This window comes from Streptomyces monomycini (assembly GCF_022271435.1).
GTDB lineage: Bacteria > Actinomycetota > Actinomycetes > Streptomycetales > Streptomycetaceae > Streptomyces > Streptomyces monomycini.
On sequence record NZ_JAFIQY010000028.1, the window covers coordinates 80755 to 106995 of the forward strand.

The 26241-nt window shown below is 71.9% G+C and carries 22 protein-coding genes and 2 pseudogenes; 9 read left to right on the top strand and 15 right to left on the bottom strand.

The window, feature by feature from the left end:
* Positions 1–11: 11 nt before the first annotated feature.
* Positions 12–458 (bottom strand): Lrp/AsnC family transcriptional regulator, encoded by a 447-nt coding sequence (locus JXZ78_RS26880; RefSeq protein ID WP_030022971.1) that lies wholly within the window; start codon positions 456–458, stop codon positions 12–14.
* 136 nt (positions 459–594) lie between these two features.
* Here JXZ78_RS26880 and JXZ78_RS26885 point away from each other — a divergent pair, with 136 nt between their 5' ends.
* Complete coding sequence (locus tag JXZ78_RS26885) at positions 595–1488, top strand: class I SAM-dependent methyltransferase (RefSeq protein WP_208870211.1); 894 nt, start codon at positions 595–597, stop codon at positions 1486–1488.
* A gap of 123 nt (positions 1489–1611) precedes the next feature.
* Here JXZ78_RS26885 and JXZ78_RS26890 read toward each other — a convergent pair whose 3' ends face one another.
* Positions 1612–3306, bottom strand: a complete 1695-nt coding sequence (locus tag JXZ78_RS26890; protein ID WP_030022975.1) for a DUF885 domain-containing protein — start codon at positions 3304–3306, stop codon at positions 1612–1614.
* A 194-nt stretch (positions 3307–3500) separates the two neighbouring features.
* Here JXZ78_RS26890 and JXZ78_RS26895 point away from each other — a divergent pair, with 194 nt between their 5' ends.
* On the top strand, positions 3501–4550 hold the full coding sequence (locus JXZ78_RS26895) for a LysR family transcriptional regulator (protein WP_050502844.1): 1050 nt from the start codon (positions 3501–3503) through the stop codon (positions 4548–4550).
* A 118-nt stretch (positions 4551–4668) separates the two neighbouring features.
* The gene (locus JXZ78_RS26900; protein WP_030022977.1) at positions 4669–6054 is read left to right on the top strand and encodes a carbohydrate-binding protein; all 1386 of its coding nucleotides are present in this window, start codon (positions 4669–4671) and stop codon (positions 6052–6054) included.
* A gap of 232 nt (positions 6055–6286) precedes the next feature.
* On the opposite strand, the gene JXZ78_RS26905 is transcribed toward JXZ78_RS26900, so the two are convergent.
* On the bottom strand, positions 6287–7696 hold the full coding sequence (locus JXZ78_RS26905) for a GNAT family N-acetyltransferase (RefSeq protein ID WP_030022978.1): 1410 nt from the start codon (positions 7694–7696) through the stop codon (positions 6287–6289).
* Between the two features lie 98 nt (positions 7697–7794).
* Entirely contained in the window at positions 7795–9426 is a 1632-nt protein-coding gene (locus JXZ78_RS26910) for an alkaline phosphatase D family protein (RefSeq protein ID WP_030022979.1), read from the bottom strand.
* A 237-nt stretch (positions 9427–9663) separates the two neighbouring features.
* On the opposite strand from JXZ78_RS26910, the gene JXZ78_RS26915 reads away from it, so the two are divergent.
* A complete protein-coding gene (locus JXZ78_RS26915) occupies positions 9664–10560 on the top strand; it encodes an RNA polymerase sigma-70 factor (protein WP_030022981.1) in 897 nt (298 codons plus the stop codon).
* Between the two features lie 191 nt (positions 10561–10751).
* On the opposite strand, the pseudogene JXZ78_RS26920 reads toward JXZ78_RS26915, so the two are convergent.
* A pseudogene (locus tag JXZ78_RS26920) lies at positions 10752–11426 on the bottom strand (aspartate/glutamate racemase family protein); the annotation flags it as partial.
* A gap of 219 nt (positions 11427–11645) precedes the next feature.
* Here JXZ78_RS26920 and JXZ78_RS26925 point away from each other — a divergent pair.
* Both JXZ78_RS26925 and JXZ78_RS26930 read left to right on the top strand, forming a co-directional pair.
* Positions 11646–12407, top strand: a complete 762-nt coding sequence (locus tag JXZ78_RS26925; RefSeq protein WP_030022983.1) for a GntR family transcriptional regulator — start codon at positions 11646–11648, stop codon at positions 12405–12407.
* 85 nt (positions 12408–12492) lie between these two features.
* Entirely contained in the window at positions 12493–12861 is a 369-nt protein-coding gene (locus JXZ78_RS26930; protein WP_030022984.1) for a VOC family protein, read from the top strand.
* Positions 12862–12880: 19 nt separating this feature from the next.
* Here the strand turns inward: JXZ78_RS26930 and JXZ78_RS26935 are convergent, their stop codons facing one another.
* From JXZ78_RS26935 to JXZ78_RS26950, 4 genes are all read right to left on the bottom strand, one after another.
* Positions 12881–13717, bottom strand: coding sequence for an alpha/beta fold hydrolase (locus tag JXZ78_RS26935; protein ID WP_030022985.1), 837 nt, complete (start codon positions 13715–13717; stop codon positions 12881–12883).
* Between the two features lie 660 nt (positions 13718–14377).
* Positions 14378–15025, bottom strand: coding sequence for a response regulator transcription factor (locus tag JXZ78_RS26940; RefSeq protein WP_030022986.1), 648 nt, complete (start codon positions 15023–15025; stop codon positions 14378–14380).
* Positions 15010–16260, bottom strand: coding sequence for a sensor histidine kinase (locus JXZ78_RS26945; protein ID WP_030022987.1), 1251 nt, complete (start codon positions 16258–16260; stop codon positions 15010–15012). The genes JXZ78_RS26940 and JXZ78_RS26945 overlap by 16 nt, the downstream gene beginning before the upstream one ends.
* Before the next feature lie 356 nt (positions 16261–16616).
* Complete coding sequence (locus JXZ78_RS26950; RefSeq protein ID WP_030022988.1) at positions 16617–17774, bottom strand: ROK family transcriptional regulator; 1158 nt, start codon at positions 17772–17774, stop codon at positions 16617–16619.
* Positions 17775–17912: 138 nt separating this feature from the next.
* On the opposite strand from JXZ78_RS26950, the gene JXZ78_RS26955 reads away from it, so the two are divergent.
* Positions 17913–18368, top strand: a complete 456-nt coding sequence (locus JXZ78_RS26955) for a hypothetical protein (RefSeq protein WP_030022990.1) — start codon at positions 17913–17915, stop codon at positions 18366–18368.
* Positions 18369–18547: 179 nt separating this feature from the next.
* Here JXZ78_RS26955 and proP read toward each other — a convergent pair whose 3' ends face one another.
* From proP to JXZ78_RS26980, 5 genes are all read right to left on the bottom strand, one after another.
* Positions 18548–20080, bottom strand: a complete 1533-nt coding sequence (gene proP / locus JXZ78_RS26960) for a glycine betaine/L-proline transporter ProP (RefSeq protein WP_208870212.1) — start codon at positions 20078–20080, stop codon at positions 18548–18550.
* A 321-nt stretch (positions 20081–20401) separates the two neighbouring features.
* Positions 20402–21013 (bottom strand): G/U mismatch-specific DNA glycosylase, encoded by a 612-nt coding sequence (gene mug, locus JXZ78_RS26965; RefSeq protein ID WP_030022992.1) that lies wholly within the window; start codon positions 21011–21013, stop codon positions 20402–20404.
* A 12-nt stretch (positions 21014–21025) separates the two neighbouring features.
* Complete coding sequence (gene purB, locus JXZ78_RS26970) at positions 21026–22459, bottom strand: adenylosuccinate lyase (protein WP_030022993.1); 1434 nt, start codon at positions 22457–22459, stop codon at positions 21026–21028.
* 239 nt (positions 22460–22698) lie between these two features.
* On the bottom strand, positions 22699–22998 hold the full coding sequence (locus JXZ78_RS26975; RefSeq protein ID WP_238783399.1) for a hypothetical protein: 300 nt from the start codon (positions 22996–22998) through the stop codon (positions 22699–22701).
* A 19-nt stretch (positions 22999–23017) separates the two neighbouring features.
* Positions 23018–23716 (bottom strand): TetR/AcrR family transcriptional regulator, encoded by a 699-nt coding sequence (locus JXZ78_RS26980; RefSeq protein WP_078624556.1) that lies wholly within the window; start codon positions 23714–23716, stop codon positions 23018–23020.
* A 134-nt stretch (positions 23717–23850) separates the two neighbouring features.
* Between JXZ78_RS26980 and JXZ78_RS26985 the strand changes: the two genes are divergently transcribed.
* Positions 23851–25380, top strand: a complete 1530-nt coding sequence (locus JXZ78_RS26985) for a carboxylesterase/lipase family protein (protein WP_050502846.1) — start codon at positions 23851–23853, stop codon at positions 25378–25380.
* 402 nt (positions 25381–25782) lie between these two features.
* Entirely contained in the window at positions 25783–26121 is a 339-nt protein-coding gene (locus tag JXZ78_RS26990) for a cyclic-phosphate processing receiver domain-containing protein (protein ID WP_030022998.1), read from the top strand.
* A 5-nt stretch (positions 26122–26126) separates the two neighbouring features.
* Here the strand turns inward: JXZ78_RS26990 and JXZ78_RS26995 are convergent.
* Positions 26127–26241, bottom strand: a pseudogene (locus JXZ78_RS26995) (IS5/IS1182 family transposase); the annotation flags it as partial.

A 26241-nucleotide genomic window follows, 5' to 3' on the forward strand; every position in this document is an offset into this window, starting at 1 on the left:
CGCAGCGCCCCTCAGGCGCTGATCGGACGCCGGGAAAGCGGCGAGGAGTACACGACGCTGGTCGTCACCGCGCCCAGCGCCCCGATCCGGCCCGACACCTCCTCCAGGTGCTTCATCGAGCGGGCGGCGACCTTCAGGACGAAGCAGTCGTCGCCCGTGACGTGGTGCGCCTCCAGGATCTCGGGCGTGCTCTCCAGCAGGCCGTGGAACGGCGCGTCGCTGCCGTTCGGGTAGCGCAGCCGGACGAAGGCCAGCACCGACAGCCCGATTGCCGCGGGATCGACCACCGCGGCGTACCCGGATATCACTCCGGCCTCCTCCAGCCGCCGTACCCGCTCGGTCACCGCGCTCGCGGACATGTTCACGGCGCGGGCCAGTTCGGCGTAGCCCGCGCGGCCGTTGCGCTGCAGGACGTCGAGGATGCGCCAGTCGGTGGCGTCAGGGGAATAGCCGGTCATGGGAGGTGTCTAGCAGTGAAATCCCCGGCGGATCAAGGCTTTTGCCGGTGATCATCACCTCCTCCGCTACCCCAGAAGGGGGGTTCCGGCACCGAAGCGATGTACCGGACGGAACCGGGCTGGCATGGTGCTGAACGTGAGCAACGTGAGCAACGTACGCGAAGTCATCCGATATTACCGTCAGCCGGGTTCCCGGCTGGGATACCGCCTCTTTCTGAACGGCACCAAGCATTTCGGCTTCTACGGCGAGACGGATTCCCCGTGGGCCTGGTCGAAAGCGCTGCGCCGTATGGAAGACCGCATGGGGGAGACGCTCGCGCAACCGGCGGGCGCGCGTGTTCTCGACGCCGGATGCGGTGTGGGTGACGTGGCCGGCCGGCTGGCGGGCCGATTCGGGCTGCGGATCCACGGCGTGGACCTGCTCGACGCCCATGTCGCCCAGGCCCGGCGCCGGGCCCGCCGCCGCGGCCTCGACCACCTGCTCACCTTCTCGCACAGCGACTACGCGGCCCTGGACTTCCCCGACGAAAGCTTCGACGCCGTCTACACCATGGAGACACTGGTGCACGCGGCGGACGCCGAGGCGGTGCTGGAGCAGTTCCACCGGGTGCTCAAACCCGGCGGCCGGCTCGTCATGTTCGAGTACGCCCGGGAGGCCGCCACCCGGATGCCGGCACCGGCGGCCGAGGTGTTCCGGGAGCTGAACGACTGGGCCGCGATGCCGTCGTTCCAGCGCTTCACCTACGGCACACTGGAACGCCTGACCGCCGAAGCCGGATTCTCGGTGCGCGGCGTCGAGGACATCTCCCGCAGCATGTGGCCGATGCTCCGGTGCTTCGCCGTGATCGGAGCGCTGCCCGGCGCGGGATTCCAGGCCGCGCGACTGCGCAGGCATTCCGTGAACACCCTGTCGGCGGTGGAATTCTGGCGGCACCGGAATTTCTGGCGGTACGAGATTCACACCGCCGACAAAGTCCGTACCGCCGGCGAAGGCCATACCGTTGACGAAGGCCATGCCGCCGGCGAATGAGCCGGGCGAGCGGAATGCGGTACGGATGACTGCGGGGACCGATGAGTGCGGGGGCCGCGGCCCGCTGTTCCGGGCCGGAAAGCTCCGGCCCGGAACAGCGGGAAACCCGCGGCGCCGGCCCCCTCAGATCCGCGACAGCTCGGCCAGCAGATCGTCCAGGCCCAGCGAGCCCTGCGACAACGCCGCCATGTGCCACGCCTTGAGGTCGAAGTCCGCGCCGTGCCGCTGCCGCGCCGCCTCGCGCCCCGCGAGCCACGTACGCTCGCCCAGCTTGTAGCCGATGGCCTGGCCCGGCATGCCCTGGTAGCGGATGATCTCGCTCTCGACGAAGTCCGCGGGACGGCTGCAGTGCAGGGCGAGGAACTGGTGGGCCAGCTCCGGCGTCCAGCGCTCACCCGGGTGGAACGGCGAGTCAGCCGGAATGGTCAGTTCCAGGTGCATACCGATGTCGATGATGACGCGGATCGCCCGCATCATCTGCGCGTCCAGATAGCCGAGCCGGCGTTCGGCGCTGGTCAGGAAGCCCAGTTCGTCCATCAGCCGCTCGGCGTACAGCGCCCAGCCCTCGGCGTTGGCGCTGACCATGCCCACCGTCGTCTGGTAGCGCGAGAGGTCCTCGGCGACGTGTGCCCACTGCGCCAGCTGGAGGTGGTGGCCCGGCACGCCCTCGTGGTACCAGGTCGAGACCAGGTCGTACGCCGGGAAGCGGGTCTGGCCCATCGTCGGCAGCCAGGTGCGGCCGGGGCGGGAGAAGTCCAGGGACGGGCCGGTGTAGTACGGGGCGGCGGCGCCGCCGGGCGGCGCGATCCGCGACTCGACGTGCTTGACCCGCTCCGCCAGGTCGAAGTGGGTGCCGTCCAGCGCCTCGACGGCCTGGTCCATCAGCGCCTGGAGCCACTGGCGGGTTTCCTCGACGCCCACCACGGCCTCACCGTTCTCGTCCAGCCAGGACAGCGCCTCCCACGGGGTCTTGGCGCCGGGCAGGACCTTCTCGGCCTCCTTGACCATCTCGGCGTGCAGCCGGTGGAACTCCGACCAGCCGTACGTGTACGCCTCGTCCAGGTCCAGGTCGGCGCCGTTGAAGAAGCGGGCGAGGAGGGCGTAGCGCTCGCGGCCCACCACGTCCGGCGCGCCCTCGACCGCCGGCGCGTAACGGTCACGGAACCAGTCGCGCAGCTCCACCAGCGCGCCGGTGGCCAGCGCCGCCGCCGCGTCCAGTTCGGCGCGCAGCGCCGCGGGGCCCGGCTCGGTCAGGTCGGCGAACCAGCTGCGGTCCGTACCGATCCACGTGTCCAACTGGCCGATGACGGTCTCCACTTGCCGCGGCCCGCCGAGGAGGTTCCGCTGAAGGCCGGCCTCCAGCGAGGCGCGGTAGCCCTCCAGCGCGGCGGGCATCGCCCGCAGCCGCTGGGCGAGGGCCGCCCAGTCGTCCTCCGTCTCGACCGGCGTGATCATCAGGACCTCGCGTGCCGAGTGCAGCGGCGTGTGCAGGTTGCTCACCGTGCGCAGCCCTTCGCCCGACTCGTGCACCGCCAGTTCCGCGGTCAGCCGCTCCCGCAGCAGCCGGGCGCAGCGTCGTTCGAGCTCGCTGTCCCCGCCCGGCCGCCGCTCGGCCTCGGCGAGCCGGTCCAGCGTCGTACGGGCCAGCTGGGCCACGGCTTCCTGGCCGGTGGGCGAGAAGTCGGGCAGCCGGCTCGAACTCTCCGGGACACCGAGGAAGGTACCGGTGATGGGGTCCAGGTCGACCAGGGCGTCGACATAGGCGTCGGCGACCTGGCGGGGGAGGGGCGCGTTGGCGGAAGCAGTGGTGTGGGACATGCGCCCCATCCTCGTACGGATGCCCCCGGTACGTCATCACCAGCACGCCGTACGTTCCTGTCGGGGCGCCGCGTCCGCGCAGGGCGAACGGGAGCGGAGGGCCGCGGCACCGGCCGCCGCGCCTGGTGAAGCGGCCGTCATTGGTCCGGACCGGACTCTTGCTCCCGCCCGGAGCGGCGCACCAAGCTCACAGAATGGACCTGGAATTGCGGCATTTAAAGACGATCCGGACTATTGCCGACGCGGGCAGCCTGACCAAGGCCGCCGCCCGGCTCGGCCTCGCCCAGCCCGCCCTGAGCGCTCAGCTCAAACGCATCGAGCGCACCCTGGGCGGCCGGCTCTTCGACCGCGGGCGGTTCGGCGTGCGGCCCACCGCGCTGGGCGAGTTCGTGCTCGAACGCGCCCGCGTGGTGCTGCCCGCGATCAGCGAGCTCCAGCAGGAGGCCGTACGGTTCACCAGCGCGGGCGGCGCCGTGGCCGGTCTGCGGCTCGGCGGCACCCACGGCCCGCTGCTCGGCGGGCTGGTGGACCGGCTCGCGACGGTCCGTCCGGGCGTCCCGGTGACCACCTTCACCACCTGGTCCGAACGCGAGATCGCTGCGTCCGTCGCCGCCGGGCGGCTGGACTTCGCACTGATCGGGGCGTGCGGGGAGGCCCCGGCCCCCGAGTCCGAACGGCTCAGCTGGCGGGAGGTCGCGGTGGACCCGGTCTTCGTCATGCTCGCCGAGGGCCACCCGCTGGCCGGCCGGCGGGAGATCGGCCTGGCGGAACTGGCGGCGGAAGCCTGGGCGGACGTACCGGGTGACGGCTGCTTCGCGGACTGCTTCACCCTCGCCTGTGCCCGCGCCGGTTTCACCCCCACCCGCGTCTACGAGACCGACACCGCGTCCTGCGTCCACCTCGTACAGGTCGGCCGGGCCGCCGGCCTGTGCCGCGCGACGCTGCCCCCCACGCCCGGCATGGTGACCAGACCGCTGGCGGGTACGCCCCTGACCTGGCGCCACCTCGTGGGCTGGCATCCGGGAACCCCCGCGGCGGAGTCCGCCACCGAAGTCGTCACCCAGGCACGCGCCGCCCACGCCGACGCCGCCGCGCGCAGCGACAGCTACACGCGGTGGCTCGCCGAACACGGCGACCCGGCCGACCACCGGGACGCGGCCGACCCCGGGCCGCCTGGGGGCGCGGAAGGCCGGGCGGTGGCTCCGGGCCGCCCATGGCCGCCGAGAGCCACCGACTACCCATGAGCCCCGCCCACCATCCATAACACCCGGCAGAAGGACAACTGACATCTTCTCCGGGCCGGCACACGCCACCTACGTTTTCGGCACCTCCACCCCCCCCGAGACCGAGGAGACCTCCCCCATGCGCCACAGACACGCCCGAACCAGCGCGTGTGCCGTCATCGCCGCCGTCGGCGCCCTCGTGCTGACCGCACTGCCCGGCTCGGCGACGGCCCAGACCGTACGGGCGGACCCGGCGTCCCCGCAGGCCCCCCACCGCTCGGCCGCCGAGACCCTGTCCGTCAGCGCCACGTCCGACGCCGTGTTCCAGGCGATGAAACGCGACCTCGGCCTCGACCGTGCCCAGGCCGAACGCCGGCTGGCCAACGAGGCGGAAGCAGGCGCGGTCGCCGGACGCCTGCACCACGCGCTGGGCGCTTCCTTCGCCGGTGCCTGGGTCAGCGGCACCGAGTCCGCCACCCTCACCGTGGCCACCACCGACGCCGCACGCCTGGCAGCCGTACGGGCGGCGGGCGCGCGCGCCGTCCACGTACCGCACACCCTGGCCCAACTCGACGCCGCCAAGGCGAAGCTGGACCGCGCGTCGGCGCGCCGGGCCGCTCCCGAAGCGTCCTCGTGGGCCGTCGACGTGCGGACGAACTCCGTGCGGCTGCGCGCCGCCGACCCGGCCGCGGCCCGGTCGTTCGTCGCGGCGAGCGGCGCCGACCGTGGCCTCGTCAGTGTCGGCGCGACCGCCGAACGTCCCCGTCCGCTCTACGACATCCGCGGCGGCGACGCGTACTACATGGGCGGCGGACGCTGCTCCGTCGGCTTCGCGATCACCCGCGGCGCCCAGCAGGGCTTCGCCACCGCCGGGCACTGCGGCCGCGCCGGGACCTCCACCACCGGGTACAACCAGGCCGCCCAGGGCAGCTTCCAGGCGTCCACCTTCCCGGGCCGGGACACCGCCTGGGTCGCCGCCAACAGCAGCTGGACCTCGACGCCGTACGTCAAGGGACAGGGCGGCCAGAACGTACGGGTCGCCGGCTCCACCCAGGCGGCGGTCGGCGCCTCGATATGCCGCTCCGGCTCCACCACCGGCTGGCACTGCGGCACGATCCAGCAGCACAACACCAGCGTCACCTATCCGCAGGGCACCGTCAGCGGCGTGACCAGGACCTCGGTCTGCGCCGAACCGGGCGACTCCGGCGGCTCCTTCATCTCCGGCAGCCAGGCACAGGGCGTCACCTCCGGCGGGTCCGGCAACTGCCGCTCCGGCGGCACGACCTTCTACCAGCCCATCAACCCGCTGCTCCAGGGCTACGGCCTCACGCTGAAGACCGGCACCAGCGGCTCCGAGAACCCCGGCCCCGGCCAGCCGGGCGAGACCACCTGGGCCGCCGGCACCGTCTACGAGGCGGGCGCCCAGGTCACGTACGACGGCACCACGTACCGCTGCCTCCAGGGCCATCAGGCGCAGCCCGGCTGGGAGCCCGCGAACACGCCGTCGCTGTGGGAGCAGGTCTGAGCAGCAGCACGCCGGGTCCTCGGGGAACCGCTGAGGACCGCGGGACGAGCTGAGCAGTACAGCACCGACAGAACGGCACCGACAGGACGGCACTGACAGAACGGCCCAAGGCCACTGAGGTACGGCACCGATCCGCACCGGTTTCCGTACCGCCGGGGCCGGCTGGTACGAGCGCTCGCGTACCGGCCGGCCCCCTTTCCTTCGCGGGCCCGGGCGCCTCGCGGTCACGCCGTCAGGTCGCCCGCGGCCCGGCCTCCGGAACGACGCGGGCCGCCGCCTGCGGCCGTACGGACTCCCTTCGGCCCGGCAGCCCCTTCGGGCGGGCGCTGATCACCAGCGTCCCTTCCTCGATCTGGTAGTCCAGCGGCAGCCCCAGGCCCCGCATCGCCGCGACCATGCCGGTGTTCGACGCCTGCGTGATCACGTACACGCTCGCGCAGCCGGCGTCGGCCGCCATGCCGACCAGCCGGCGCAGCAGCTCCGACCCGATGCCGCGCTGCTGCCACGCGTCCTCGACGAGCAGCGCGACCTCCGTCTCCTCGCCGTCCCACAGCAGGTGGCCGAGGGCCACCAGCCGCCCGGACGCCGTCTCGACCGCGAGGGTGCGGCCGAAGCGGGGGCTGAGCAGGTGGTCCAGATAGCGCTCGGCGTCGGCGACCGGGCCGTGGTAGCGCATCGCCAGCGTCCGGGCCGAGCAGCGGTCGTGCATCTCACGGGCCGCGGCCAGGTCCGAGGCGTCGGCGCGGCGGACGGTGAGGGCGTTGCCCTCGGGCAGGGTCAGCACGTCGCGGCGCGGCGGCACCCGCCGGCCGAGCCGGGCGTCCAGCTCGACGAGCGCCCGTACCCGGGCGAACTCGGTGGGCGTGAAGGGCAGGTGCGGGCGTTCGATGGTGACGGATCCCCCGGACGGGTCACGGAACGTCATGCGGTGCTCTTCGAGCAGACCCTCGTCCGGCACCCGTTCGGCGGCCGGGCGCCCGTTCAGGGCTGCCGCGGGCACCGAACGGATGGTGCAGCGGCCCAGCAACTGGCGCAGCGCGAGCGGCAGCTCGGCGGAGTCCAGGGCCGTACGGGTGGCCAGCCCCAGCATCCGGGTGGGGGCGTCCACCAGGTCGTGGGCGTCCGCGCGCTCCAGCCAGGTGCGGGAGCCGCCCGCCGCGGCGACCGTCCGGGTCAGTTCGGCGGCGGGCAGCGGTACGGGCGCGCGCAGCAGGAACTCGTCGACCGTCCCGTCCGACAGCGGGTGCGTCTGCAGGCTGAGGATGTCCACCCGGTGCCCGGCCAGCGCCGTGCAGAGCGCGGCGAGGCTGCCCGGTTCGTCCCGTACGGTGGTCCGCATCCGCCACAGCGCCGTCTCCTGCCGCTCCCCTTCGGGAACGGCCGGAGCGGTGGGCGCTGCGGCGCCCGTATCGGTCGGCGGCGGCGCGTGGTCGTGGCGCCGTGACCACCAGGTGTGGAACCCGGCCGTGGCGATCAGGACGGCCGCCGAGCAGCACAGCAGCACCGGACCCGACGGGCCGTGTGCGATGGCGTTGGCGACCGCGTCCGCCACGGACACCGCGGTGAACAGGGCCGCCAGCTCGACCAGGTCCCGCCGCCAGTGGTGGCGGCGGGTGCTTTTGGCAGATGTCGCGTCAGTCATGCAGACCAGCGTTGCCCACGGGTGTTGCCTGATCGCGAACGCTCTGTGACCGATGGGTAAAGGACGCAATCGCGGCAAAAGGCGGCAGCTCCCGTTCGCTACCGGTCCGGCTGTCCGACCCGGCCCGGCTGCAACGACCGGCTGAACAGGACCTGCCCGCCTTCCTGACGCAGCCGCACGGTCAGCTCGCCGCTCTCCCCGTCGATGTCCACCTCCCCGAAGTACTGCGGGCTCTCGGCGGGGGAGACGTTCGCCCGCTGCGGCGCCTTGACGAAGGGCTGGGCCGGACCGAAGGTGCCGTCCAGCGGCACGGCCGGGAAGCCGCCCGCGTTCAGCGGACCCGAGACGAACTCCCAGAACGGCGCGAAGTCCTGGAAAGCGGCGCGCGACGGGTCGTAGTGCTGGGCGGAGGTGTAGTGCACATCGGTGGTCAGCCAGACCGTGCCGGTGACGCGGCGGTGCTTGATGTGCCGCAGCAACTCGGCGATCTGCAGCTCCCGGCCCAGCGGCGCGCCCGGATCGCCCTGCGCCACCGCCTCGAAGTTCGTCCCGCCGTCCGGGACCGCGAGTCCCAGCGGCAGGTCGGAGGCGATCACCTTCCACACGGCACGGGACCGCGACAGCGCCCGCTTGAGCCAGGCCAGCTGCTCGGCGCCGAGGATGCCCTGCCGGTCGTCGGTCTGCCGGTTCGGGGAGTTGGCGTTCCGGTACGTGCGCATGTCCAGCACGAACACGTCCAGCAGCGGACCGTGATGGATCACCCGGTAGACCCGTCCGCCCCGGTCCGACCGGAGCGTACGGATGGGGAAGTACTCCCGGAACGCCCGCAGCGACCGGGCCGCGAGCACGTCCACGTCCTTCTCCGTGTACCGGGCGTCGTCCAGGATCTGGCCCGGGTACCAGTTGTTGCGTACCTCGTGGTCGTCCCACTGGATGATGGTGGGCACCTGCGCGTTGAAGCGGCGCAGGTGCGCGTCCAGCAGGTTGTAGCGGAAGGCACCGCGGTACTCCGCCAGCGTCTCGGCGACCTTCGACTTCTCCTCGGTGGTCACATTGCGCCAGATCCTGCCGTCGGGCAGTCGCACACTGGCTTCGATCGGACTGTCGGCGTAAATGTTGTCGCCGCTGCACAGGAAGAAGTCCGGATCGCGGCGGCGCATCTCCTCGTAGATCCGGTAGCCGCCGCGCTCCGGGTTGATGCCCCAGCCCTGCCCGGCGAGATCGCCCGACCAGGTGAAGCGCACACCGTCGCGGCGCCGGTCCGAGGCGGTACGGAACGTGCCGGCGACCGGCTCGCCCGTGCGCCGGTAGTCGTACGGGTCGGCCAGCAGCACCCGGTAGTGGACCTGCTCGCCGGACGGCAGGCCGTGCAGCGCGGTGGTGCCGGTGAAGTCCGTACCGGGGCCCAGCACCGGACCGTGCCAGGTACGGGCGTTGCGGAACGACTCGGTGGCCGCCGTCTGCACGAGCATCCGGGCCGGCCGGTCGGACCGCACCCACACCAGCCCGGAAGAGGCCGTCACATCCCCGGTCTGCACGCCCCACGGGGCACTCGGCCGCCCGGCACGCGCCTGCGCCGGCGCCACTCCGGTACGGGGTACGGCGCCCGCTCCGGAACCGCCCGCGCCCGCGGCGTTCGCGGCGGCGGGGAGGGCGAGAACCGCGGTGCCGAGCGCCGCGCCGTGCAGCACCGACCGCCGGTTGACGGCTCTGCCGGATCCCTGCGCCATGTGAAACCTCCCGTAAGACGACCGATCTTGGTGACGTTCCCGTTCGTACCGGCGCCCGATGCCTCACCGCCGAACGGGCGGTGAACTCCGGGAGGCTTGCAGAGTACGGCGGGGCGGGCGGCACAGCGGGCGGTCCGGACACGATTCTTCCGCCCGGTGCCGCACATCACGTCCGAACCGGCCACCTCACGGACGTTCCTGCTGGACAACGCCCGGCCGGGCCGCTGGGATGAAGGCGTGCGAACCGACTCCGCGACCGACGTCTTCCAGGAACACCGCCCCGTCCTGCTGGGCGTGGCCTACCGGATGCTCGGCCGGGTGGCCGACGCCGAGGACGTGGTGCAGGAGGCATGGCTGCGCTGGTCGTCCGCCGACCGGCAACAGGTCCGCGAGCCGCGTGCCTACCTGGTGCGCGTCACGACCCGGCTGGCCATTGACCGGCTGCGGCAGGTCCAGGCGCGCCGCGAGGCGTACGTCGGCCCCTGGCTGCCCGAGCCCCTGGCCACCGACTTCGGCGCCACGGCCACCGACACCGCGGAACGCGCCGTCCTCGCCGAGTCCGTCACCCTCGCGGTCCTGGTGGTGCTGGAGACGCTGTCACCGCTGGAACGCGCGGTGTTCGTACTGCGCGAGGCGTTCGGCTACCCGTACGCGGAGATCGCCACCGTCCTGGAGCGCGGCGAGGCGGCGGTGCGCCAGCTCGCGGGCCGCGCCCGGCGCCACGTCGAAGAGCGCCGCCCGCGCTTCCAGGTCGACCCGGCCCGGCAGCGCGACCTGACCGAGCGCTTCCTCGCGGCAGCGGCGGGCGACGACCTGGAAGGCCTGCTCGCCCTGCTGGCCGAGGACGTACGACTGATCGGCGACAGCGGCGGCAAGGCCCAGGCGCCGCTGCGGATCATCGAGACGGCGGACAAGGTCGGCCGCTTCCTGCTCGGCGTGGCCCGGGCCGGCGTCCCGTCGGCCGAGTACGTCCTCCGGGAGCTGAACGGTGGCGTCGCACTGGTGGTGCTCTCCGCGGGCCGGCCCGATACGGTCTTCCAGGTCGATGTGGTGGACGGCCGGATCCAGACCGTGTACATCGTCCGTAACCCGGACAAGTTGGCGTTGCTTGCCGGGGTGGGCCGATCGGACTGACGAGGGTGAGCGCCTCGGGTACGTCCCGGGGCCGGCGGAGGCTACGCGGTACCCGTCAGTTGTCGTACCGCTGCGCGCAGGCCGAGCCGCGGGCTGGACAGGACGATTCCGTACGGGGACCGGACGTCGTCCGCTCCGGAAGCGTTTGTTCCACAACCGCCCACCTCAGCACCGTCCGCTCCGGGACCGTCTGGTCCGGAACCGCCCGCCGCGGCGTCGCCCACCGGGCCGTCGCCCGCCTCGGCACCGTCATCCACCGCCGCACCGTCACCCACCCGCTCCGCCGCCGAGGCCATTGACGCCTGAGCGAGGACGATCGCGTCGGCGCGCTCCCCGTCGCCGCCCGGGAACGCCTCGCGCCGCGCGGCACGGACAGCCGTGGCGACGGCATCGTCGCACCCCTCCTGGTCGCCCGCCTCGAAGAGGTCCCAGGCACCCGGCACGACCCGGGTGACGACGCTGACCTTGCTGTCCGCGCGTGCGGCCTCCTCGGCGATCAGGTCCGCCGTCGGCCGCAAGGTGCTCTGCACCGTGGCGAGCACGGTGACGCGCGATCCGGCCGCGACGGCCGCGGCGGCCATCGGCCGGTCCACGCGCAGGACGGGCACACCGACGGCCACCGCGGCCTCCTCGGCGACCGCGCCGATGGTCGAGCACGTGCACAGGATCGCCGCGGCCCCTTCCCCGGCAGCTGTCGCGAGCACGTCCCGTACCGCCGTCCCGACCGCCTCCGGGCCTTCCTCGCGGGCCCGGTCGAGCAGGTCCGGGTGTACGAGATGCCGCAGGACCGTACCGGGGGAGTCCTCGTCGCGCAGCGCGTCGAAGACCGGAACGTGGACGGGCGAGGTGTGCAGCAGCGTGAGCATGATCGGCAGGCTAGCCGATCACGGTCACCGGTCACCGGCCGTGAACGGATCGGTCGATTGGTCTTGACCAAGGGTGGGGGCGGCCATATCGTCACAGGGATACTGCAACAACCTTTAATAAAGAAGCGCTCATATCCGGGCGCACGCGCGGGCTCGGGACGGGCCCGCGCTCCGGTGGGGACCACCTCCGCCGGGAAGACGGCCATGGCGGAGGACAGGGTGGGGACCACGCAGCTCGAAACGGTGCCGGAGCCGAAGTACTGGCACCTCAAGACCGTGCTCAGCGAGGCGCTGGACTCGGAGTTCTCGGTCGGTGAGATCCTGCCCAACGAGCGCGAGCTGGCGGCGCGGTTCGGCGTCGCCCGTGCCACCCTGCGGCAGGCGCTGGAACAACTGGAACTGGAAGGCCGGCTGCAACGCCGTCGCGGCGTGGGCACGACCGTCGCGCCGCCCCGCGTGGGCGTGGCCGTCGACCCCGCCCACCACACCTGGCCGGGCGCGCCCGGTGACGACTGGCAGCCCGTCGACGCCGTCGCGTCGCGGAACGTGCCCGCGGCCGTGGCCCGTCTGCTGGAACTGACGCCCGGCGAGCAGGTGCACGTCGTGCACCGCAGCCGCGTCACGCACGGCCAGCCGGTCGCCGCCGAGCAGCTCTACGTCCCGGCCCGCTGCGTACCGGAAGCCGAGGCCGCCGTCGGCGCGGCCGTGGACGCCCCGGCGCGCGCCCGCACCGTCCTGCGCGAGCTCCAGCAGCTCGAACTGGAAGGCCAGGACCGTGCCGTGGAACTCGGCTCGGCCCGCGCGGACGACGCCAAGGAACTGGACCGACTGCCCGGCGCCCCCGTCCTCGTCGTCACCACCCGCTACTTCGCGGGCGGCCGCACCGCGGCCGTGGCCCTGTCCACCTACCGCGCCGACACCTGCCGGCTCACCTTCGGCGACAACGAGACCGACACGGGCGTCACCGTCCTCGCGAGCTGACGGCAAGGCCTGAGCCGTACGGGCCGTACGGGCCGTACGGGAGGCCGACGCCGCCTCCGGAGCGTTGCCGCGCGATAATCGGCCCATGCTGAGAGTCGGGTCGGTCGTGCTGGGTGCTTCGGACGTGCGGCGTGCGGCCGCCTTCTGGGCGGAGGCCCTGGGGTATGAGCCCCGCGAGGAGGCGGAGGACGGCTGGGTGGTGCTGAAGCCCGCGGAAGGCACCGGTGTCCAGGTGTCGATCGGCCGGAGCGGGACGCCCGCGCAGGAGCACCCGCGGGTCCACCTGGATCTGTACGCCGGTGACGCCGCCGACCAGGCCGCCGAGGTCGAGCGCCTGGTCGCCTTGGGCGCCCGGCGGGTCGACTGGGACCGCTACCCGGAGGACGCCGACTTCGTCGTCCTGGCCGACCCCGAGGGCAACCGCTTCTGCGTGATCGACACCGGACGCGGCTGAACGGAGGCGTCGCAGAGGCTCATCGGTCATCGGAACCTGCCCCCGTACCGGCCGGTGACGCGTCGGCCGGCGGTCTCAGGAAGGCCCGCACCAGCGGTACGACGAGGTCGGCGCGCCGCGGCAGGTCGCTGTGGGTCGTCCCCGGCAGCACCCCGAGCTGTGAGCCGGGGATGAGCTCGTGCATCTCGACGGCGTGTTCCAGCCGCACGAAGTCGGTGTCGCCGACCAGCAGGAGGACAGGCGCCTCCAGGCCGGCCAGGGCCCGGGCGGGCCAGCCCTCGAAGGCGTGCACCGTCGGTTGCAGCTTCTCGGCGAACGCCTCGAAGCGGCCGGGATCGGGGGCGACCTTCGCGTAGGCCTCGTACATCTCCTGGAAGTCGCTCTCGGTGGGCATCCGCCGGGAGCCCGCCCGCGCCCGTGGGTCGAGGACCTCCGGGTGGTAGCCGTCGGGCCGGTAGTGGGTGGAGGCGAGCACCAGCCGGTCCACCCGCGCGGGCCGGGTGAGCGCCAGTTGGAGGGCGGTCAGGCCGCCGAGGCTGAACCCGAAGAAATCCGCCCGGCCGATCCCGAGATGGTCCAGCAGCCCCACCACGTCGTCGGCCAGGTACGCGAGCGTAGGGTCCCGGTCGATGTCGCCGGTGTGCCCGTGCCCCTGCAACTCGACGGCGACGACCTGCCGCGTCGCGGCGAGCGCGGGCAGTATGCCGCCGAAGGTCAGGTCGATGGTGAGCAGTCCGCCGTGCAGCAGGACCAGCGGCTGCCCCGTGCCATGGATCTCGTAGTACAGATCCAGGCCGTTGACCCGCGCATACCCGGCGGACGACGGATAGGTGCCCGACTCCTGACCCTCGCTCATCGCGCTCTCCCCGGTTCGGCCCCGTGACCGGCCGCGTGACACCTGCCCGGCCGGTCTCCGGAGCAACTGTCAGCACACTAGCCGGGGGGTCTGACAACGCCCCCGCGTCACGCCGGGGACCGGCCCAGAGGCCTGCCGGGGAGAACGGTCAGCTTGTCGTTCAACGTGTGCACTGCCGCTTCGGTCGAGCCGGTGGGCTGGGGGGACCTGACATGCTTCGGGGCATGGAGTCCCGCAGTCCCGAGAAAAGCCCGTTGCGTCTGGCTGATGTCTGCCCTGATCTTGTCGGCGAGACAGTCGCCCTGCTGAGGGGCTCACATCCGGGAGACCCGATCGCGGACTCGATCTCGACCCTTTCCTTTCACGGGATCTGCCGCAACTACGTGCTGACCGCTCCAGAGGGGACGCCATCGCCGTGGGTCATCGAGCTGGAGCGTGACCAGGAGACGGTGTTCCTGCTGGGTGTTGATCCGTCTCGGTCTGAACGAAGCCGGCCGAGGATGTCGACAGGCAGCCCTGCACGTGTTGACGTCCGGCCGCAGCCACGGCGAGACACCCACGGCCGGCACAAGCCTGCCGTCCGCCGCCCTCACCTCCGCTGAACTGATAATCACGGATCAAGTTCGAGCCTCGTTCGACGCCGGACCATAGATGACAAGGTCAGGGCCTGTTCAAATACGTGAGGACGGCCAGGACGCGGCGGTTGTTGCTGTCGTCGTCGGTGATGCCGAGTTTGCCGAACATGGAGGTGGTGTACTTGCTGATGGCGCTCTCGCTGAGGAAGAGCCGCTGCCCGATGGCCTGGTTGGACAGGCCCTCGGCCATGAGGCCGAGCACGGAGTGCTCCCGTTCGGTCAGCTCCGCGAGGCGCCGGTGCGAGGAGCCGCTGGCCAGAAGCTTGGCGATGACGGCCGGGTCCATGGCGGTCCCGCCGCCGGCCACCCGTTCCAGGGCGTCCATGAACTGGTCGGCGTCGAACACGCTCTCCTTGAGGAAGTAGCCGACACCGCCGGCCCCGTCGGCCAGGAGTTCGCGGGCATAGAGCTGTTCGACGTGCTGGGACAGGACCAGGACCGGCAGGCCGGGCACCTCACGGCGGGCGGCGAGGGCCGCGCGCAGCCCTTCGTCCGACTGGGCCGGCGGCATCCGGACGTCGACGACGGCGACGTCCGGCCGCCACGTCAGCAGGGCTTCGAGCGTCTCCGGTCCGGTGGCCGCCGTGGCCACCACCTGGTGCCCGCACGCCTCGATGAGGCGCACCATCCCGTCCCGCAGGAGATAGAGGTCTTCGGCTACAACGATGCGCATGGCACCATCATCCTCACCTGCGTCGGGCCGCCCGCCGGGCTGGTGATCTCCAGGGTGCCGTCAAAGACCGCGAGGCGGCGGCGCAGCCCCGCGAGTCCGCCGCCGGCCCGCTCGACGGCTCCGCCCCCGCCGTCGTCCTCGACGGCGACGACGAGGCCGGACTCGTCCCGGACGAGGGTGATCCGGGCCCGGTCCGCGTGGGCGTGCTTGACCGCGTTGGTCAGCAGTTCGGCGATCCCGAAGTACACCGCGGACTCTACCGGCGGATCCAGCCGCAGTTCCGGCCCTGCGCTGACCGTCGCTTCCAGCGGACTGTCCAGGGCGAAAGCCCGTACGGCATCGACGAGACCCCGCTCGTTGAGCACCGGCGGGTTGATGCCCCTGACCAGCTCCCGCAGCTCGGTCAGCGACGCGGTGGCGCCCACGCGGGCTTCCCGCATCAGCGCCTTGGCCTGGTCGGGATCGGTCGCCATCAGCTTCTCCGCGGTCGCCAGGGACAGTCCGAGCGCCACCAGCCGGGCCTGGGCCCCGTCGTGCAGGTCCCGTTCGATCCGCCGGATCTCGGCGGCCTGCGCGACCGTCGTGTCCGCGCGCTGGGCGGTCAGCTCGTCCACCCGGTCGGCCAGCGCCATCGCCCGTGAAGGGCCCAGGAAGCGGACGGCCACCGGCCGTACGGAACGCCACGCGTACGGGGCGCTCGCGACGGCCACGAGGGAGCCGGCCACCCCGATCAGGCGCGCGACGGGCGTCGGCTGGCTGAACCCGAGGACCGCCGCCGCGACCCCGGCCGGCGGGACGGCCGAGACGACACCCGTGGTGAACGGTGCGAGGACCGTGAAGCGCAGGTCGCGCCAGTTCGCCGGATCGTTCCAGCGGATGCGCCACCGCTGGTCCAGGAGGGCGTCCCGTCGCGTGCGCTCGTAGGAGAAGCCGTTCCACCAGAAGCCGGTCGACATACGGACCACCGGCTCCGCCTGCCGGTATCCGGCGGGCACGACGGTGGCCGTCCACCTCGCGACGAGGAAGCGGACCGCCCGGCAGACCGGACGGGACAGGGCGAGCGTGCCCCCGCAGACCAGCACGAGCGGCGCCACCCACGACCACGGGTTGGCCGCACCCCACCAGATGCCGAGCGCCACGGCGGCGGCCCACACCGCCGGGACCGACAGGACGACGATCACCACGGCACACGCCCTCGCGAATCCCACGAAGGCACTGGTCACCCACGACACCATCGGTCGCACGATCCTTTCCGCTGCTCCATCGACCGGCCGCGGCGATCACGGTTCCCGCGGTGCGCCGGTGCGGCCGGTACGGCTCGACCACCCCACTGTGCACCGCGTGGCGTGCGGTATCCCCCGGATCGGCCCGGGAGTGGGCCTGGCCCCACCTGGGTGTACGTCCAGGCCCACTCCGCTGTACGGACCGGCTCACGCAGCCGTACGTCCAGGCTCACCCAGCCGTGTGTTCAGGTTTCCGGCTTTCGGCTCCGCCCCCGCTTTCCGGCTTTCGGCTCCGCCCCCGCCCTTAAGCCCCAGCCCACCCATCCACCCCGCCCATCCGTTTCGCCCGTCTGCTTCGCCCGCGCCCGTCAGCGCCGCGCCGTGACCGTTCCGTCCACCGCGAACAGTTCGGCCTCCACGTGATCCAGCGCGAGCCGCAGCGCGCCCGTGGCCACCGCCGCTTCGCCGAGCATGGACAGGGTCACCCGGGGCGGCCGCAGGCAGTAACGAGCCAGCTCGGCGCGGAGCGGTTCCAGTACGTCGTGCAGGCCGGCGGCCCAGCCGCCGACAACCACCAGTTCGGGGTCGAGGGCGAGCACCAGCGCCGCGACGTCGTGCACCAGCCGCTGAAGGAAACGGTCCATCGCGTCCCTGGCCCGCGCGTCACCGTCGCGCGCGAGGGCGAACACCCGCGCCACCTGCGCCTCGTCCAGCGGGTGCAGCGGCTGCCCGGTTGTGGAAAGCAGCTTCTCCGGGGTGGCCTCGCGTCCCAGCAGGTGCAGCGCGCCGATCTCCCCGGCTGCACCGCCGAAACCGCGGTGCAGCCGCCCTCCGATCAGCGCGCCGGCCCCCGGGCTCAGCCCCGCGAGGACGAACACGACGTCGTCCGAAGCGGCGGCCGCGCCCTTCCAGTGCTCGGCCACGGCGGCGGCGTTCGCGTCGTTCTCCACCAGGACCGGGCACCGGAAGGAGCGGCGCAGCCGGTCGCCGAGCGGCAGACCGGTCCAGTCCGGGAGCGCCGTGCCCAGCCGTACGGTGCCGTCCGCCTCCACGATGCCGGGGCTGCCCACGCCGACCGCGCGCAGCGAACTGCGGGCCACGCCCGCCCGCCGCAGCAGCTCGGCCACCGCGGCCCGTACCTTCTCCAGCCGTTCGTCGGCGGACGCCGACTCCTCGACCGACCGCTGCGCGGAGCCGAGCACCCGCCCGCCGAGGTCCGACAGCAGGGCGGCCACCCGGTGCGGGCCGATCTCGATGCCGAGCAGATGCCCGGCCTCGGTACGGAAGCGGAAGCGGCGGGCCGGGCGGCCCTGGCGGCGGGCGGTGCCCTCGTCGGCGGGCGCCTCGACCACGAGGCCGGTCTCGATCAGGCCCTCGACCACGCCCTCGACGGTGGGCCGGGACAGCCCGGTCACCTCCACGAGGTGGGTGAGCGTCGGGGAGTCGGCGGCGCGCAGCGCGTGCAGCACCACCGTGGAGTTGATCCGTCGCAGCAGGGAGGGGTCCCCGCCGGTTAGCCGCCCCAACGTCCGTCTCCCTCGCATTGCGTGTGTGGCGGATCGTAGCCGGTCAGCCGGTGTGCGGCGAGTCCCGGGCACCGTGCCGGGGGCCGCCGCCGGCCTGACGCGGAGCCAATTGTCAGACCCTGGGGGTTTACTGACGGCATGACGCACACGACCACCACCGCACAGCATCTCACCGCCATCGACCTCCTCCGCGGCCGCGACTTCCCCGACGAGCCGGTCCGCTCCGCCATGGTCCAGAGCGGTCCGGGGTTCCACGTCGCCCAGCTGCGCGGCGACGACCAGCTCTGGGACGCCGACCCGGCGGACGTCGCGGAGACCGCCGAGGAGTACCGCGCCGAGCTGGAGGGACTCATATCGGCTCTCTGCTTACGCTGGGGCGAGCCCGAGGTGCTCGACCTCGCGGGCCATCTGGAGCGGGTGGCCATGGGGATGCCCGTCCGGCCGCCGCTCGACGTCCTGTGCGGCCAGGTCCCGCGGGTGCACACCTGGTGCGCCGAAGGGCGTTGGATCGCGGTCGGTCTGGGGGAGGGCGGGCCCGGGATGCCGGTCTTCCAGCTGCTGGCGGCGGTGGGCCGGGCGGATGCGGTGCGCTGAGCACGGAAAACGGGTGGCGGTGCCGGCGCCGCCGGCCCGGTGTGGACCGACTGCACCGCCACCGCCACCCGTTCCGGGCCCGTGGCGTGCGGGGGCCGCGCGCGGGCCGTACCGGCGCGGCCACCCCCGTACCGGGCTCCGAGCTGCCGGCCCGGATCACCCCCCTTATCCTCCTTGTTCTACTTGTCCTGATCGCCCTGCTTGTCGCGGTGGTGCGCCCAGGGGTGGCGCAACCGGATCCAGATGTCCCGGGCCTGGCGCCCGGCCTCGGTCCGGCTGTGCGCCACCAGCTCGCGGGCCTGTTCCGGGGTCTCGACCATCGGCCCCGAGCCGCGCAGCGGCTTGCCCGCCGTCTCGTGCAGGAAGAACGCGGCGATGAAGCCGATGACACCCGCGATCATCAGGTAGTACGCGGGAATCATGTGGCTGCCCGTGGACTCCACCAGCGCGGAGGCGACCAGCGGAGTGGTGCCGCCGAAGAGCGAAACGGAGATGTTGAACGCGATGGACAGCGCCCCGTAGCGCAGATGGGTGGGGAAGAGCGCCGGCAGCGTCGAGGCGGAGGTGCCCGCGAAGCACACCAGCAGCAGGCCCAGGATGAGGCACCCGAAGGCCGGCAGCAGGATGCCGCCTCCCCGGATCAGCAGGAACGCCGGATAGGCCAGCGCGACGAGCGCGATGCTGGACGCCATGAACACCGGCCGGCGGCCCCACCGGTCCGAGGTACGGCCCACGGTCGTGATCGTCAGGGCCACGACGACCATGGTGCCCAGGACCAGCAGCTGGGCGGTCGTGGCGTCCTCGCCGAGCGTCTCGGTCATGAAGGTGGGGAGGTAGGACGTCACCATGTAGTTGGTGACGTTGTACAGCAGCACCAGTCCCATGCAGATCAGCACGGCTTCCCAGTGCCCGGTGAAGATCTCCTTCAGCCGGCCCTTGCCGGACTGCCGGGCCTCCTCGACGGGCGTGTCGCCGGAGCTCGCGTTCTCGGCCTCCTGCCGCGCGGCCTCCGCCTCCTGCTTGAAGGCCGGAGTCTCCTCCAGCTTCATGCGCATGTAGAGGCCGATCAGGCCGAGCGGGCCGGCCACCATGAAGGGAATACGCCAGCCCCAGCTCTCCAGACCGTCCGTTCCCAGTACGGCGGTGAGCACGGTGACCAGGCCCGAGCCGAGGGCGTACCCGACGAAGGTTCCGAAGTCGAGCCAGCTGCCGAGGAAGCCGCGGCGCTTGTCCGGGGCGTATTCGGCGATGTAGGTCGTGGCACCGGCGTACTCACCACCGGTCGAGAAGCCCTGCACCAGTCGGCACAGGAGCAGCAGCAGCGGCGCCGCGAAGCCGATGGAGTCGTAGCCGGGCAGGAAGCCGACCGCGAAGGTGCTGATCGCCATCATGATCATGGTGGCGGCCAGGACCCGCTGCCGTCCGATGCGGTCGCCCAGCGGCCCGAAGACCAGACCGCCGAGCGGCCGCACGAGGAAGGCGGCGGCGAAGGTGGCGAAAGTGGAGACGAGCTGGGCGCCGGGGGAGCTGGACGGGAAGAAGACCTTGCCCATCGTGGCCGCCAGATAGGCGTAGACCCCGAAGTCGAACCACTCCATCATGTTGCCGAGGGCGGCCGCAGTGACCGCGCGGCGTACCTGCGGTCCGGGGGTGACGGTGACTTCCTCGACACTGAGCTGGTGTTTGCGTCGGCGCAGCAGGGTGCGCAGCAGCCGGTCGGTGTCGGAGTTTCTTCCTCCGTCCGACCGCTTGTTCCGCCGGACGCGCGGCGGCTGAGGCTGACCGGTAGTCATCTCGTCCTGTCGCTAGGGGCTGAGCGGCACATCGGTAACTCCGAGTATCAACGTAAAGGTCGAAATCGGCATAACCAGCATAGGAGCGACACGAATGGGGCTAACGGAACGCCGGGCGGCATTTCGGCTCACTGGCCGTATCCACCCGGCGCAACGTTCCCGAACGGGCTAAACGCTCCGCACGGCCCCACCACCCCGTGCGCCCTACACACAACGCACGCCTTACCCGTAACGCGCGACTCACACGTCCCGCGCGTCACCTTCCTCGGATTCCTCGGTTCCCTCGGTCTCGTCGGCTTCGTCGGTCTCGTCGGCGAAAGCCGCCGCGCGCAGCCGTCCGTACTCCTCCGCCAGCGCGGCCGGCGGCCAGTGCGCGTTGAGCCCGCTGGGGTTGGGCAGCACCCAGATGCGGGTGCCACCGATCGTGCGGTCCTGCGGGCCGACCTTGGCGTGCTTGTCGTCGAAAGCCACCCGGTAGGCCGTCACCCCGGCCACCGCGAGCCACGCCGGGCGCAGCCGCCGCACCTTCTCGGCGAGCTGCCGCCCGCCCTCGCGGAACTCCTCGGCGCTCAGCTCGTCGGCCCGCGCGCTCGCCCGCTCCACGACATTGGTGATGCCGATGCCGTACGCCAGCATCTCCTCCTGCTCGGCGGGCTTCAGGAGCCGGGGAGTGAACCCGGACCTGTGCAGTACGGGCCAGAAGCGGTTGCCGGGGCGGGCGAAGTGGTGCCCGGTGGCGGCCGACATCAGCCCAGGATTGATGCCACAGAAAAGCACCCGCAGGCCGGGCGCCGCCACGTCGGGGACGAGGCGGCCGCGCGCGGCCTGCAGTTCCTCGGGAGTGAATCCCATCTCAGCGGGGCCTCACAGGATCGAGCCCGGCGCGTACGCCGCGGCTTCGGGGTACTGCTTGGTGATCTCCTCGACCCGCGACACGACGGCGGCCACCTGGTCGGCGGCGGCACCGGTGAAGGACAGCTTGTCGGCCATCAGGGCGTCCAACTGCGCACGGTCCAGCGGGATGCGGTCGTCCGCCGCCAGCTTGTCGAGCAGTTCGTTGCGCTCCGCGCCCTGCTCGCGCATGGCGAGCGCCGCGGCGACCGCGTTCTCCTTGATCGCCTCGTGTGCCACCTCACGGCCCACCCCGGCCCGTACGGCACCCATGAGCACCTTGGTCGTGGCGAGGAAGGGCAGATAGCGGTCCAGCTCCCGCGCGACGACGGCGGGGAAGGCGCCGAACTCGTCCAGCACGGTCAGGAACGTCTCCAGCAGACCGTCCAGCGCGAAGAAGGCGTCCGGCAGCGCGACCCGGCGCACCACCGAGCAGGACACGTCGCCCTCGTTCCACTGGTCGCCGGACAGCTCGCCGGCCATCGAGGCGTAACCCCGCAGGATGACCATCAGGCCGTTGACGCGCTCGCAGGAGCGGGTGTTCATCTTGTGCGGCATCGCGGACGAGCCCACCTGGCCGGGCTTGAAGCCCTCGGTCACCAGTTCGTGGCCGGCCATCAGCCGGATCGTCTTGGCGATCGAGGACGGCGCCGCGGCCAGCTGTACCAGCGCGGTGACCAGGTCGTAGTCCAGCGAGCGCGGATAGACCTGCCCGACGGAGGTGAACGCCTGTCCGAAGCCGAGGTGCCCGGCGATCCGCTGCTCCAGCTCGGCCAGCTTCGCGGCGTCGCCGCCCAGCAGGTCCAGCATGTCCTGTGCGGTGCCGACCGGGCCCTTGATGCCGCGCAGCGGGTAGCGGGTCAGCAGGTCGGTCAGCCGCCCGTAGGCCACCAGCAGCTCGTCGGCGGCGGTTGCGAAGCGCTTGCCCAGCGTGGTGGCCTGCGCCGCGACGTTGTGCGAGCGCCCCGCCATGACCAGCTCGGCATACTCACCGGCGAGCCGGCCCAGCCGCGCCAGGACGGCGACCGTACGGTCGCGCATCAGCTCCAGCGACAGCCGGATCTGCAGCTGCTCGACGTTCTCGGTCAGGTCACGCGAGGTCATGCCCTTGTGGACCTGCTCGTGCCCGGCGAGGGCGTTGAACTCCTCGATCCGGGCCTTCACGTCGTGCCGGGTGACCTTCTCCCGCTCGGCGATCGAGGCCAGGTCCACGTCGTCCAGCACCCGCTCGTAGTCGGCGAGCGCCTCCTCCGGCACCTCCACCCCGAGGTCCTTCTGCGCACGGAGCACCGCGAGCCACAGCTTGCGCTCCAGCTTGACCTTGTACTCGGGGGACCACAGGACGGCGAGCTCCGCGGAGGCGTAGCGGCCGGCCAGGACATTCGGAATGCGGGGCTTGGCAGTCACGTGACCAGAGCTTACCTGCCGCCCGTGATAACCATGACGCCCAGGTGAGGCAGCTACGGCCCAGGCAAGCGCCTGGTCACCGACGTCTGCGTCGCGCGTATGCGAGACGGACCGGCTACTCGCCACGCGGAAGCGGAGCTGCGTCACGATATACGCCGATGAAGGGCTGGATCGGAGTTCTGGAGTACCTGGACGAGACTCCGATGCGCTGAGCGCACGATCAGTAACCCTACGGCCGTTCAGTGGAGCAGCCAGTGGGCGATCTGGGCGGCGTCGGTGGGTGATGCGTCGGTGAGGGTGATGCACCCGCACTCTTCGACGGGGAGGGGGGCGATCCCGCGCAGGCCGGGGTTGTCCGGGGTCGCTACTTCGAATGCGAGGTGACCGCCTCCCTGGAAGCTGGTGGCCTTGAGGCGTGTGAAGGCGTTGGGGAAGGCATGCTCCAGGGCGGTCCGGAAGCCGTCGAAGGTCATGTGCCAGGCGTTGGCACGGTCGGTGGGCGGGTAACAGAGGAAGGCGGCGCGGCGGTCGTCGCTCATCACCGGCACTTGGCGGTCGTCACCGGGCACCGGAGTCACGGACATTCCGTCCGGCGGTGGCGCCGGGTTCGGGAAGGCAGCTTGTCGTACCGGTTCCTCGGGGCGTCCCCGGGCGGTGCTCTTCTCGGGTGAACAGCCGGTCCAGGTAGTGGTCGACCGTGGTGAGGACCTCTTGGGGGTCGAGCACGTTCAGTTCGATCAGGGGAGTGAAGCCGGTCAGGGCGAGAAGCAGGTTGGTCTCGGTCGCCGGGTCGCGGTCGGGGCTGATGTGCCCCTCGGCGATGGCCTGGCGGACCAGCCGCTCCACGGCGGCGCGCCCTTGGAGCATCCCGTCGCGCGCCCGCGCGTGAACGCTCTCGTCATGCAGCGCCTCCAGGACGTAGGCCGCGCTCATCCGGCTGGTCGCGCGGGCGTCGGCATGCAGAGGGAGCATTTCGGTGAGCATCAGCCGGAGCACGGCGCGGGGGTGCGGCCGGTCGCCGAGTTCTTGGACGCCCCGGCCGACGCGCAGTGCGGTCTGTTCGGCCGCGAAGTCCATCGCGAAGGTGAGCATCGCCTCGCGGGAGGTGAAGTAGTGCTGCACCGCCCCGTGGGAGAGGCCGGCCTCCTGCGCGACCTCGCGCATCGTCAGATGTACCGCGCCGCGCCGCTCGACCACTCGCCACAGTGCCCGGGCGATCGTCTCGCGGCGTTCGCGGTGGTCCACCTGCTTCGGCATGCTCGGCCTCTCTGTGGTTGCTCGTCCCGGAGTCGCGGTCCTCCCGCGTTCTCATACAGTTGACATAATACATCTGGCCGATAACGCTGAGACCCTGCGACGCGACGACCGGACGACCGGGGAGGGGCGGCAGCATGTCTGAGCATCCAAGAGTGCGTACGACGGAGGGCGTACTGGAGGGCCGCCGGCGAGGCGGGCACGCGACCTTCCGTGGCATCCCGTACGCACAGCCGCCCGTGGGCCGGCTCCGGTTCGCCGCACCAGCCCCGCCCCGGCCCTGGGAGGGGACACGGCAGGCGGCGCGGTTCGGGCCCCTGGGGCCGCAGTCCACGCCGGTGCACGCACCCTCAGCGCAAGGCACCGACTGGCTGACGCTCAACGTCTGCACCCCGGACCCGTCAGCGGCGGGGCTGCCGGTGCTGGTGTGGTTTCCCGGCGGTGGCTACATGACGGCAGACTCCAGCGACCCGGTGTACGACCCGACGGCACTGGCCGAGGCCGGACTCGTCGTGATCAGCGTCAACTACCGGGTGGGCGCGGAGGGCTTCGCCCTGCTCGACGGCGCCCCGCCCAACCGCGGCTTCCTCGACCAGATCGCGGCGCTGCACTGGGTACGGCGCAACATCGCCCGCTTCGGCGGCGACCCCGACCTGGTCACCGTTGCCGGACAGTCCGCCGGGGCAGGATCGGTCGCCGCCTTGCTGACGATGAAGCCGGCGCGCCCCCTGTTCCGCCGGGCCATCACCCACTCGGTGCCGGGCTTCCACTGCACCCCCGCGCTCGCCCAACAGGTCGCCGCCGTGCTCGCGGACCGGCTCGGGACCGCGCCCACCGCCGCGGCCCTCAGCGACATCGCCCCGCAACGCCTGGCAGACGAGGTCACCTCTCTGGGCGCCGACCTCCCCCGCTACCAGCAGAGCTGGGGGCGGCTCGCCCACGTCGGTATCGCCATGTGCCCCGTGGTCGACGGCGAAGTCCTGAGCGAAACGCCCTGGGCCGCATGGTCCAGTGGTGGTGCGAGCGGCATCGAACTCCTCGCCGGTCATACCCGCGACGAATTCCGGCTGTTCAGCGTCATGACCGGACGGCTGGGCACGTTCACCGACGAGGACGCCCGCACCGCCTTGGACCTGCTCGCCCCCGCACCGGGCGGCCCGGACGCCTACCGCGCCGCCCACCCGCGCGCCACCTCGGAAGAACTGCTGGACACGGTGTTCTCCGACGCCACCTTCCGGATGCCGTCGCTGCTGCTGGCCGAGGCGAATGCCGCAGCCGGCGGCAGTTCGTACCTGTTCGAGCTGGCTCTCGCCTCCCCGGCGCTGGGAGGCGACCTGGGTGCCTGTCACAGCCTCGACGTGCCCCTGGCGTTCGGCACGATGGACAGCCCCACCGGCAAGCAGCTCCTCGGTGACCAGCCGACCCCCGAAGCCGTCGCGGTGTCCCAGGAACTCCGGCAGGCGTGGGTCCGGTTCGCCGCCACCGGTGTCCCCGGGTGGCCCGCCTACCACCCTGACCAGCAGCTCACCCGCATCCTGGCCGCCGAATCGCACACCGCTCCCTACCCCGAGCACGCCTCGCGCCGGATCTGGGCCGGCCGTCCCCCCGCCCCCTTCGACCTCACGGAAAGCCGCCCGACACCGACACGCCTGCCGGCCTGCTACTGACGTGGTCGGCGTGTTGTTGTAAGCGGAAGTCCGGAACGGGGTGGTGACGGTGCCGCCGTGGCGGGAGGACCTGGCCGTGGCGGTGCTGCCGGATGCGTACCGGGACATCGTGGAGGTCGTCGCTGTTGCTCCGGCCCGTTGCAAGCCAAGCAGGCCGTGCCGCGGATCGGCCGAAACGCATCACCCCCGGAGAAGAGCCCTCGATGAACCGTACGACGCCTTGCCGCAGCCCGATCCGTACTCCGCCTCCCGCAGTGCTTCGAACGCCTCATCTCGACGCCGGCCGCACGGAGGTTGCGGCCAGAGCCGCTACCGTGCTGTGCGACCTGACCGCGACGCCGGCTGCGCCGTCCTCGCTGTCCTCCGTGCTTCCTGTGGTCGCCCGACTGTGATGATGGTCAGGTGAAAGAGCAACCAGCCGCACCGACGCCCGTCATCCTCGGCATTGACGACCTGCGACCGCTACCGTGGGCCACCCGGATCGCCCGCACCAGTCATGAAGGTGTCCAGCTCTTGCAAGAGCACCGCGACAGTCTCATCGACGAACTCTGGCTGGACCACGATCTCGGCGGCGACGACAGCATCATGCCTGTGGTGACGCTCATGGAAGAAGCAGCCTTCGACGGACGGCCTTTCCGCATCGGAACGGTCTTCGTGCACAGCGCCAACCCCATCGGCTCTGAAACCGTCGTCCGGTCGCTCACACGTTGGAACTACCAAGTCCGGCGGGCAACGGCTTAGAGCTCCTAACGCAATGTGGGACGCAGGCGTCGCCAGCAGATGAGTGAGCAGGCGAGTTTCAGGAATGCTTCGTGGATGTCGTCGCGGGTTTCCCAGCGGATGCGCAGGCGGCTGAACCAG